General features: G+C 69.9%; 9 protein-coding genes and 1 CRISPR repeat array. Of the genes, 7 read left to right on the plus strand and 2 right to left on the minus strand.

Going from position 1 to position 10,325, the window contains the following annotated elements:
- Positions 1 to 97: 97 nt before the first annotated feature.
- Positions 98 to 1,772: direct repeats of the CRISPR family, unit length 28 nt; unit sequence GTCGTCCCCGCACCCGCGGGGGTTGCTC.
- Positions 1,773 to 2,381: 609 nt separating this feature from the next.
- On the plus strand, positions 2,382 to 2,579 hold the full coding sequence (locus ACZ56B_RS32030; protein ID WP_468798361.1) for a hypothetical protein: 198 nt from the start codon (positions 2,382 to 2,384) through the stop codon (positions 2,577 to 2,579).
- 27 nt (positions 2,580 to 2,606) lie between these two features.
- Here ACZ56B_RS32030 and ACZ56B_RS32035 read toward each other — a convergent pair whose 3' ends face one another.
- Positions 2,607 to 3,158, minus strand: a complete 552-nt coding sequence (locus ACZ56B_RS32035; protein ID WP_468798364.1) for a GNAT family N-acetyltransferase — start codon at positions 3,156 to 3,158, stop codon at positions 2,607 to 2,609.
- Positions 3,159 to 3,168: 10 nt separating this feature from the next.
- Positions 3,169 to 4,500, minus strand: coding sequence for a hypothetical protein (locus tag ACZ56B_RS32040; RefSeq protein ID WP_468798367.1), 1,332 nt, complete (start codon positions 4,498 to 4,500; stop codon positions 3,169 to 3,171).
- Positions 4,501 to 4,836: 336 nt separating this feature from the next.
- Here ACZ56B_RS32040 and ACZ56B_RS32045 point away from each other — a divergent pair, with 336 nt between their 5' ends.
- The 6 genes from ACZ56B_RS32045 (at position 4,837) to ACZ56B_RS32070 (ending at position 8,834) form a co-directional block, all read left to right on the plus strand.
- Positions 4,837 to 5,226, plus strand: a complete 390-nt coding sequence (locus ACZ56B_RS32045; RefSeq protein ID WP_468798370.1) for an ATP-binding protein — start codon at positions 4,837 to 4,839, stop codon at positions 5,224 to 5,226.
- A 29-nt stretch (positions 5,227 to 5,255) separates the two neighbouring features.
- Positions 5,256 to 5,645: a DUF6415 family natural product biosynthesis protein gene (locus ACZ56B_RS32050; protein WP_468798373.1), complete on the plus strand. Its 390-nt coding sequence runs from the start codon at positions 5,256 to 5,258 to the stop codon at positions 5,643 to 5,645.
- Complete coding sequence (locus ACZ56B_RS32055) at positions 5,642 to 6,352, plus strand: hypothetical protein (RefSeq protein ID WP_468798376.1); 711 nt, start codon at positions 5,642 to 5,644, stop codon at positions 6,350 to 6,352. The genes ACZ56B_RS32050 and ACZ56B_RS32055 overlap by 4 nt, the downstream gene beginning before the upstream one ends.
- A 202-nt stretch (positions 6,353 to 6,554) precedes the next feature.
- The gene (locus ACZ56B_RS32060) at positions 6,555 to 7,670 is read left to right on the plus strand and encodes a radical SAM protein (protein ID WP_468798379.1); all 1,116 of its coding nucleotides are present in this window, start codon (positions 6,555 to 6,557) and stop codon (positions 7,668 to 7,670) included.
- 4 nt (positions 7,671 to 7,674) lie between these two features.
- Positions 7,675 to 7,878: a hypothetical protein gene (locus ACZ56B_RS32065; protein ID WP_468798382.1), complete on the plus strand. Its 204-nt coding sequence runs from the start codon at positions 7,675 to 7,677 to the stop codon at positions 7,876 to 7,878.
- Positions 7,879 to 7,967: 89 nt separating this feature from the next.
- A complete protein-coding gene (locus ACZ56B_RS32070; RefSeq protein ID WP_468798385.1) occupies positions 7,968 to 8,834 on the plus strand; it encodes a GNAT family N-acetyltransferase in 867 nt (288 codons plus the stop codon).
- Positions 8,835 to 10,325: the final 1,491 nt, after the last annotated feature.

The raw sequence follows: 10,325 nt of genomic DNA on the forward strand, positions 1-10,325 counted from the left end.
GGAACGACGCGACGACATCCATGAAGCCTTCCTCGGCCTCGCCACCTGCCTCATCACCCACCGCCACGTCCAACGCCTTTGTTAGGAACTCTAAGGCGTCGTCCCCGCACCCGCGGGGGTTGCTCCCCAGAGGGGGGAGCAGGCCGTCTCCCGGCCGCGTCGTCCCCGCACCCGCGGGGGTTGCTCGCTCGAGCAGCTCGACGGAGACCCCGGCGTGGAGTCGTCCCCGCACCCGCGGGGGTTGCTCCGCACATACCGCCGCACGAACAGCATCCGGTCCGTCGTCCCCGCACCCGCGGGGGTTGCTCCAGGGCCGGTAGTTGACCCGTGCCCGGCGCGCGGTCGTCCCCGCACCCGCGGGGGTTGCTCGTGACACCCTGCGCAGCCGGAGCCGGGGGAATGGTCGTCCCCGCACCCGCGGGGGTTGCTCCCCTCACCCGCCGCACCACCCGCCGCGCCATAGGTCGTCCCCGCACCCGCGGGGGTTGCTCTTGTCGCCAGCCTGGCCGCGCTCCCCGGACTGCGTCGTCCCCGCACCCGCGGGGGTTGCTCGTCGACCCCGGAGACCAGGCCCCACCCGGTGAGGTCGTCCCCGCACCCGCGGGGGTTGCTCTCCGCATCCCGTACGGCCAGGGCCCGACTGGCGGTCGTCCCCGCATCCGCGGGGGTTGCTCCCGGCCTCCGGTGTACTCTCCTCGCCGCAGGCAGTCGTCCCCGCACCCGCGGGGGTTGCTCAGCGGGCCGGGGCGGTGGCGGGTGCCTGGGTCTGTCGTCCCCGCACCCGCGGGGGTTGCTCCTACACCCAGGTAGTGACTTTCAGCCGCCACACGTCGTCCCCGCACCCGCGGGGGTTGCTCGCATCCAGAGCGTGGCCGATGCTGGTCCGCTTCGTCGTCCCCGCACCCGCGGGGGTTGCTCCGACGCTAGCCGACCGGTCGCGCGTCCGGTCGCGTCGTCCCCGCACCCGCGGGGGTTGCTCCGGCGGCTTGGTGTTCGCGCCGACGCACGCGCTGTCGTCCCCGCACCCGCGGGGGTTGCTCGGGCCGGTGCAGCCTCCGCGAGTGCTGCTGTGAGTCGTCCCCGCATCCGCGGGGGTTGCTCCGTCGACGTGTCGAGGGTGACGGACTCGGTCGCGTCGTCCCCGCACCCGCGGGGGTTGCTCTACGGCACGCGCGGGACAGACGGGCGCGTGATCGTCGTCCCCGCACCCGCGGGGGTTGCTCCATCAGACGCCCGCCGGACCGCGCTGGGTGGTCGTCGTCCCCGCACCCGCGGGGGTTGCTCGCCCTTGTCCTCGGTCACCCTGGAGAGCCCTTCGTCGTCCCCGCACCCGCGGGGGTTGCTCGGCAGCGGTACGGATTCACCTCCCAGTCATCGGGTCGTCCCCGCACCCGCGGGGGTTGCTCGCCTTCCTCAGCGCCCCTCAGCGCGTCCCCGTGGTCGTCCCCGCACCCGCGGGGGTTGCTCGGAGGGCACGGTGTCCTCTCCGGGGAAGCGCCGGTCGTCCCCGCACCCGCGGGGGTTGCTCCGGTAGCCGCGCGTGTCGCATCTGTCCGAGACGGTCGTCCCCGCACCCGCGGGGGTTGCTCCCTCACCGCTCCGCTCAGTATCGAGGGGACGGAGTCGTCCCCGCACCCGCGGGGGTTGCTCGGGGCGCTTCGTGATGACCATGACCCGAGATCCGTCGTCCCCGCACCCGCGGGGGTTGCTCGAGCGACGACCCGGACCACATCGCGCGCCGAGGGTCGTCCCCGCACCCGCGGGGATGGCCCCCCCGGCGTGCGCCGGGCGGTCGCCACCTACCGCTGCTCCCCGCACCCGCGGGGATGGCCCCCCGGAGGCCGACGGCTGGGACCCGGCGGTGATCTGCTCCCCGCACCCGCGGGGATGGCCCCGAAGCCGCCTTCGCCGCGGGTCTCGATGAGGACTGCTCCCCGCACCCGCGGGGATGGCCCCTTCGGGCCGACGCAGAGGCCGCACTGACGCGGCTGCTCCCCGCACCCGCGGGGATGGCCCCCACTGGACCCCCCATTGCCGGGGTTTGCCGGGCTGCTCCCCGCACCCGCGGGGATGGCCCCGTGGTCGAAGACCCAATCCGCCTCGTCGTCGGCTGCTCCCCGCACCCGCGGGGATGGCCCCTCGGACCCGGTGGCGAACACGAACAGGCGGTCCTGCTCCCCGCACCCGCAGGGATGGCCCCTACTGCGAAGCGGCGCCGGCGGCCTGACTCAGCCGGTGTTCCGGGTCCTGACACTCACGGATCAACTCGCCTCCCGGGCGTACGCCACCCGGCGAGGGGACGCATGAAGGGCGGCGCGGTCAACGAGCGCGTGGAGCTTTTCGCCGCCAGGCCGGGATCCCCTACATCAAGGGGGAAGAAGATGCGGGCGCACAGTCTGCGGGCCGGCGCCAACACCGACATGATCGCCGTCGATATGCGCCTGCGGGAACGCAACCGGCGAGGCCGCTGGTCACCGGAGATGAACACGGCCAACACCGTCTATGACCGGCCCCGCCTCGACCCACAGGACGACCCGCTGTCCAAGGCGCCCTTGGGCGGCTTCGGCGGCACCATCTGACGCAGGGATGGCCCGCTGCGCAGTTGCTCAGCGGGCGGCGTGCCACTCCCGATCGAGAATGGCGTGCACCACGGAGTCACGCCACTTCCCCGCCTTCAGCACGTGCTCACGGATCGTTCCCTCTTCGACCATGCCCGCGGCCTCCATGGTCCGGGCAGAGGCCGTGTTGAGGGGCGACCGTGCGCCCCAGACACGGTGAAGGCCCAAGTCGTCGAACCCGACGTCGAGAAGCAGCTTCACCGTTTCCAGGCCGTACCCCATACCCCAGGAAGCGGGGCGCAGCGCGAAACCCATCGTGGCTCCGCGCTGCTGGTGGGGGTCGATGGCCAGACGGCCGAACCCGATCAGTTCGGCCGTCTCGCGCTCGACAACCGCGAGGGCGTACTCGGTACGGGGCGTTGCGGTGGCCGCGGTGACGGATCGAGCCACGATCTGCTCGACCTGGTCGCGGGTGCGTGGATCGAAACTCAGATGTTCTGTTGCTTCGGCGTTGCCGTAGATGCCGAACACTGCGTCCACGTCGTTTGATGCGAGTTCCCGCAGGTCAAGGCGTTCGCTGGAACGTTTTACCGGGTACATGCCCCGGACTCTACCCGTGGGGCAGAGCGGGTCGGCTGGCCGGGAAAGCCTCGATCTCCGCGCGCAGATCCCGCGCGACGGCGGCCCCTCGGGCGGGGCTGCTCATCAGCGCATGCCGGACGCGCAGCGCCGACGTGACGATGCCGTTGTTGCGGTGCGAGGCGGGCAGGTCGAGCACCGGACGGATGGCTGCGGCAGCGCCATCCAGGTCCCCGCCGAAGAGCCGGACAAGCGCCAGGTCGCACTGGGACCCTGCGAGATCTCCGAACGCCCAGTTCGGGGCACTCGGGTCGCTGAACCCCTGCACGGCCTGTTCTGCCTGCGCGGCGAGCTGTGCATCGCCGTGGCCGAGGAGGGTTTCGGCTTCCACTGTGTAGTAGAGCTGCTTCTCCGGGGCGTAGGTGAACAGCCCGCCGAGGGCGTCCAGGTCGTCGGGGACGACACGATCGCGCCGGCTGGCGGCCTGCTGGTTGGCGGCGCGCACCGTCTCCTCGTCTCCGAGCGCGGCAGCGGCGCGCGCCCGGAGGCCGAGAAGCCACAGGCTGACCGTTCCGCGCAGGTGCTCCGCCGTCGCTGCGCCCTGGCTGGCGTAGTGGTAGGCGTCCGTGGGCTTGTCCGCCCAGTAGGCGATGAGCGACTTGAGGCCGTCGGTGAGTGCGATCAGCCCGGCGTGTTCGGCGTCCCTGGCGCAGGCGGCCGCGACGCGGGTCATGGTCAGGGCCTGGTGGGGGACCTCCATGTCGTTGAAACCCTTGGCCACCATGAACGACAACAGGGCGCCCTTGATGTTCAGTTCACGCAGCTGCGACGGCCGGACCCTCCCGCCTTCCAGCAAGCGGAAGACCTGTTCCTGGGTCTCCAGCAGGTCGTCCCAGATCATCGAGAGAGGTTCGCGCGGGTACGCGGCGACGAGCCGCTGCACCTCGTCGTCGAGGAGGCCCAGCGTGTCCTCACCGACTCGCTCGCGGTCGGCCCCCAGGAGGAAATCCTTTGCGCGTCGCACAGCCATCGCACCCGTCCTTTTCATGTCGTCCAGGCCCACACCGGAGTCGGTGCAGGGTGCAGTCGGTGACGCGCCCGCGAGCGGGGCAAACTTGGGCGAGGCGCCGTCGGGCGTCTGCGTCCATAACGTGTCGATGCTGTACCCCAGCATCTCGACGATGACCGGCCGGAAGACCCGTTGCGGCTTCCGGCCCTCGTAGAGCCACCCCTCGATGGTCTTCGGGGCTGGCTCGTCCACGTTCCGGAGATTCAGCCGTGCGGCAGCCTCCCGATACTTCGCCAGGAAGTCGTCGGGGTGGCGGATACCGCGGGCTTCACAGGCGTGCCGGAAGAACAACACGGTCTCTCCCATCCTTCTGCCGAGCGCGTCACTGCCCGACGGTAGAACGCTTTCCCTGGCAAGTCGCCCCATGCAGACGCTACTTATCGGTTCCGAGGATGAACCGAGGAAGAGCCGAGGAAGTGCGTCAACTTCGCGCCAGATCCCGAGGGCGTTTTGGGGGTAGAGCCGTCCAGAGCTGATTGCCACGCTCATAGCAACTCGCTCAGAGTGCCCAAGCGTGCACAATCGCGAACCAGGGAGTTCCTCCTTATGCTCCGCAGAGTCGCTGAACCCGTCAGCGCGTTAGCAGCCCTTCCACCCGCAGCCGCAGGGCTTGCACTCCCCTCTTTCGGGATGACAGTCCGGTCGGAACCGTCGAGTGTGAAGGTGGCACGGCGCGTCATCCGGGCGTGGATCCGCTGTCACTGCCGGCTGCCCGGCGACCAATCGGACGCTCTCCTGATCGTGATGTCGGAGCTGTGCACGAACGCGGTGCAGCACGGACGCTGCACTGCGTTCGATGTGCGGGGCTGGATGCCTACGACAGGCGTACTGCGCCTCGAAGTCGACGACAAAACGCCCTCGCCGGTTCCGGCTCCGGGGAGCCCTGAAAGCAACTCGGAGAGCGGACGCGGTCTGTTCCTGGTGGACATCCTCGTCAAGGAGCTGGGCGGCACTTGGGGCTTCAGCGAGGATGGCGCATGTGCCTGGTGCGCTCTCCCTCTGCCCGGGGCCGGCCGGTGACAGCCACCACGCAGCACTTTCCCCGTTCCGTGTCGCAGTGGACGCCGCCGCTCTCCGAGGGCGATCTCGCCGCCATCCTGGAGAAGGTCCGCGAGTGGCAGCCGTTCGACGGTGAGGCCGTCCTGGACGACGCCGCGGCCGCGCTGGACGACGTCCCCCCACCCGCGGAGGACACCGAGGCCATCGCCGAACGGCTCCGCGGCCACCTCGCGCGGCTGGTCACCATCGCCGTTGCCGTCGAGGAAGACCGGCGGGACGCCGCCACGGCGCAGCTCATCGAGCAGGCCCGCACGCTGTCCGCCGAGAACGTTCCCAGTGACCGCCGACAGGCCATAGGGCACCTGCGCCGACTAGGCTGGATCGCCGGCGAGCTCCTCGACCGGCTCGTCGCCGCGCGCTGCCTGCGGGAGGTGGCATGACCCACGCCCGGACACCCGCCCTCACCATCACGCTCCTGAGAGAGAACATTGTGCGCGCCGAGCCGTCCCTGATCCCCTTTGTCATCCAGCGCGAGGGAGAGGAAGCCGCCCCCGCCAACCTGATGCTGGCCACGCCCGGGCCGGGCCGCTACCGGCTGCGCTACACAGACGAGGATCCCCGCGACCGGGACCTGCGCGGTGTGCTGTGGGGGCGGTGCTCGTTCGGCCCCGTGGACGACAGCAAGATGCCGACAGGCCGGCCCCAGTGGCGGCTGATGCACCCCTTCCGCCAGCGGCTCACCATGCAGACCCTGCGCTGCCAGGTCTGCACCGAACCCGCACGGACCCCGCTCGGATACGTCTTCCTCGCCGGGCCAGCCGCGGTGGATCCTCACCGGGTGCCGGTGCTCACGAACCAGCCGCCGGTGTGCGCCCGGCACGTGCGCGCCGCCGCCGAGCTGTGCCCGCACCTCGACCGCCGGCCCATGGTGTTCCTGGTGCAGAGCGCGCCCCTGTACGGGGTGCACGGTGTCGTCTACGGCTACGGCGACCAAGGCGTGCAGGTCGTAGGCCGGCCCGACGAACCACTGCCGTACGGGCACCCGAACCTGTCGACGTTCCTCGCCTCCCAATTGGTCAGGCGCTTCAGCTCATTCCGGCTCGTGGATCTGGAGGAGTTGCTTCGAAAGCTGAAGCGCGCCGCATAGACCCCTGTCCGGCAGCCCGGATGTCTCCCCTCCGGCCTGGGTCGCCGGACAGGTTCCACCCCCGGCGCGGGGGTGAACTGCCCGACTCGTGTTCCCCCACGGCCAGGTCACCGCCCCGCGCCGGGGTCCTCTCCCCTTTGCCGCTCTGCCCCCGACAGGGCGGCAAAAGGGCTCCATCCCTCCCGAACGAAGGGAAGCCAACGTGCACCATCTGATCGCCAGCCCGTTCCTGGAACAGCATGTGTTGCTGCGGCCCGGCCACAAGAACGGCCTTTTGCTGCCCGAAGCGAACTACGAGGAGCTGCGCTCCCACGACCCCGCCCAGCCCGCACCTGCCTGGCTGGTCGACACCGTGCGCGATCAGTGGGGCATGGACGTGACAGGCCAGTCGGCAGGTGACTTCCTGCTCGTCCGGCAGACGTCTCCCTGGGGCTACGGCAAAGCGAGCTGGGAGGTCAACCTCGGCTGTAACTACGCCTGCAAGCACTGCTATCTGGGGCTCAAGGTGAACTCCGGCATGCCGCTGTCGGACAAGCTGCGGTGCCTGGACATGATGGCCGAGGCCGGCGTGCTGTGGCTCCAGATCACCGGCGGTGAGCCCACCATCGACAAGGACTTCCTGCGTTCCTACCGGCACGCGTTCGAACTGGGCATGATGCTCACGGTCTCCACCAACGGCTCCCTGCTGTGGCGTGAGAACATCCTGCGCCTGTTCGAGGAATGCCCTCCGTACCGCGTCACGGTGTCCATGTACGGGGCGACCAAGACCAGCTACGACGAGCTGACGCAACGGTCCGGCGCGTGGGACCTGTTCGTCCAGGGCATGAATGCCGCCCGTCACGCCCGGCTGCCGCTGCGCATGAGCGTCATCGTCACCGAGGACAACGCGCACGAAGAGACCGCGATGATCGACCTGTGCGAGCGCTGGGGCGTAGAGCACGAGGTGTATACGAACATGACGCCGACCATCTACGGCGGCGGGGAAGTCCTCACCGCGCAGTCCAGGGACCACCTGCGCATGCGCAAGCAGTTCACGGGCTGCAACGCAGGACACACCTTCTTCCACATGGACCCGCATGGGCTGGTGTCCATCTGCAAGATCGGCCGCGACGACCAGATTTCCCTCCCGCAGGAGGGTATCGGCGGCCTCGCCCGGCTCGGCGCCATCGCCGACCGGCTGATGCTTCGCACCGGAGGCTGCTCGGGATGCGCGCTCTCCGGTTCCTGCACCGTATGCAGGCCCCTGGCCAAGCACTTCCAGGAGGCGAAGGCCCCGCTGGCGGCTTACTGCCAGCACGGACGAAAGAAAGCAGGGTGAACACATGACCGCTGTAGCAGTCGAAATCTCCCCGAGGCGCCCGCTTCCGGACGGCGGGCCCACCCGGGGCGGTGACCTGCCGTACTTCACCCGGCCGGTCCTCCCCCCGGCCGAGCCGATCACCCAGATCACCGGCATCGCCGACGTGGACAAGCTCATGGACAGCGCCAAGTGCAGCTGCTCCGCGGGCGACGACAACCCCCATTAGCCGGTCGTAACCGGTAGAAACCGCTCGGGCCTCGGTGTCTCCTGCACCGAGGCCCGAGTCGTGCGTGGCGGGCGAGTAGCGTTGGCCTCATGCGCTTGCTGTGGGAGTGGTTGCATCCTGTGATCCGCGTGCCTTACGTGCCGACGATCGGCCCCGTCCACCCCGGCGCGCTGGGCGCGGCCCTGTTCGATGACGTGCTGCGCGTCGCCGGTACCGGCATGTTCCTGCCGTACGACAAGGATCAGCGCTGGACCGAGACGAAGGACGAGACCGTACTGCTCGACCACATTAAGCACACCAGTGCGCGAACCTTGATCCCCACCCTGCGCAACCGCGGCAACGGCACCCTCACCGTCTACGCCTACGGGCCCGCCGCCGAAGAGGCCGCGGGCCTGGCCGCCCAGCTCGCCGCCGGCCACCACACCTCCACCGCCCGGGTGATCACCTTCCACGCCCCGGAAGAGACGCCACCGGCCGGCACCGCCGTGACCCGCGTGCAGATGAAGTCCTTCGCCCGCCCCCGGCACGAGGACCAGCCCGGCCCCATCCGTGCCGTGGCCGCTCTGCCCGAGCCGGTGAGGGATACGTTCGCCGCGTTCGCCGACCGGCTGACCAGCGACGGGTTCGCGTTCCTACACAGCCAGATGCAGGCCGATGCCGTCGGACCCGTCCTGGCCGCCACCGCCGGCGGCCGCGTCGTGGGCGCGATCGGCCCCATGGAGACCATGTCCGACCACGCCGGAGCAACCCGGCTGCTGCCGCAGTATCTCGGCGTCCTGCCCGAGCACCGCGGCCACGGCCACGGCCGCGCCCTGTGGCGCGCCGCCATGGCGTGGGGCGCCGCTCACGGCGCCGACTACCAATTGCTACAGACCGAAATCGGTGGCGCCTCGGATCGACTGTGCCAGGCCGAAGGACTGTGCTCACTCGGGTTCGTCAGCGTCACCAAGCTCTGACCTGCACGTCTCACCGCCTGACCGACCCCGCTCGTCCGCCCCCCGCGTGACGGATGAGCGGGGCTCTTGCCGTGCCTCCCGCTGCGGGTGCCGAAATCCCCATCCATAGCCGTTGAACCGCGTGCTCCCGTGAGTGACCAACGTTCGCCGGATGGGCGTGTCAGGCTGCTGGACCGTGCTGCTGCCACTGTCCTACCTCGCCGTGCCGGGCGTGTTCGCCTTCATGCGGCTGCTTCCGGCGAGCGATGTGGACAAGGACATCGAGATATTGACGCCGCGCCACCGGTCGGCCGTCCTGCAGCGGCAGGTCGACAGGCCGCGCGTCACCGCGGCGGACCGTGCCTTCCCTGCCGCGCTCCTGCACCGGCTCCCCAGGCCCAGGCCGCGGCAGCTGCACCTGATCTCTCGCCGGACACGATCCCGAGGTGGCACCGCGATCTCATGCGCGCCGCCCCGCCTACGCCCTCCAGGCTCTCGTCCCGCGCCGGGCCCACGAGAACGCAGGCTGGGGCTACCGGCGCATCCACCGTCCCCGGCATCAAGGCCGCCCCCTCCACCGTGTGGGAGACCCTGCGGGCAGCAGGCCACGGCATTTTCGATCCCAGGTAGTCAGCCATAGGCTCGTAGCCGGCTGCTCGTAGCCGGGCTTCCGCTTCGGTCTTTGCCAGGCGGGTCGTCGCGGTGCGTTTCGCCACCCCGCACGCCCAGCAACACCCGGTGCCGCTGCGGATTCGGTTGAGGGTCGCCGTTACCTCCCGGCCGCACGCGAGATGGCGGCAGCGCCACGGCTCGTGTGAGTTGACGTAGGGCTCCAGCGGCTCGAGGCCCGCCTTGCGGAGGCGGGCGACCGCGGTCTCCGCGTCCAGAGATCGGGTGCGGCTTCTCAGCTTCACGCCGCACGGCTGGCACCCGATCTTCAAGTTCCGGAGGTTGCTGAGCCGTGGGGTGACGATCGCCCCGCAGGCAATGTGTCTGCTCCTCCATGGAGTGCTGAAGTTCACGTACTCGTCCAGCGGCTCGAAGCCGGCCTCTCGCATCAGCCGGATTGCTCCCAGCGAGCCCAGTCACGCAGGCATGTGATTCTCCCTCAGCGTCATCGTGATCGACGGGAGGTTATCGCGCACCACTGACAAGGGAAGGCCCGCGATTTGCAACACACGGGCCTGGGGCCGGAACCGATTCCGGCCCGCTCCCTTCGGAAGCGGGTGACTCCGTTCGTTGCGGGGTCAATCAAGTGGGAGCCGAGAGCGTACCTGGGGAATTTCGCAAATCCTCATCAGGTCCGGGGACGACGCGTCGTCCAGCTTCTTCTGCAGGTCCTCCATGGAGCTACCCCCGCGGGTGCGGGGACGACGATGCGACCTGCCCGTACAGCTCGACCTTGCCGGAGCTTGTGGGGCTCGGAAAGTCATCGCTGCACGTCAGGCCGCGTATCGGTACTCGTTGATGACGCCGCCGAGGACTCGGGTGCGTAGAAGTCTTCGGTCGTCG

The organism is Streptomyces sp. NPDC034670, assembly GCF_055574875.1.

Excerpts from the sequence above, each read along its gene's own strand:
- ACZ56B_RS32035 (WP_468798364.1), bottom strand. The coding sequence starts at position 3,158 with ATGTACCCGGTAAAACGTTCCAGCGAACGCCTTGACCTGCGGGAACTC.
- ACZ56B_RS32065 (WP_468798382.1), top strand. The coding sequence starts at position 7,675 with ATGACCGCTGTAGCAGTCGAAATCTCCCCGAGGCGCCCGCTTCCGGAC.
- ACZ56B_RS32030 (WP_468798361.1), top strand. The coding sequence starts at position 2,382 with ATGCGGGCGCACAGTCTGCGGGCCGGCGCCAACACCGACATGATCGCC.
- ACZ56B_RS32045 (WP_468798370.1), top strand. The coding sequence starts at position 4,837 with ATGACAGTCCGGTCGGAACCGTCGAGTGTGAAGGTGGCACGGCGCGTC.
- ACZ56B_RS32055 (WP_468798376.1), top strand. The coding sequence starts at position 5,642 with ATGACCCACGCCCGGACACCCGCCCTCACCATCACGCTCCTGAGAGAG.
- ACZ56B_RS32070 (WP_468798385.1), top strand. The coding sequence starts at position 7,968 with ATGCGCTTGCTGTGGGAGTGGTTGCATCCTGTGATCCGCGTGCCTTAC.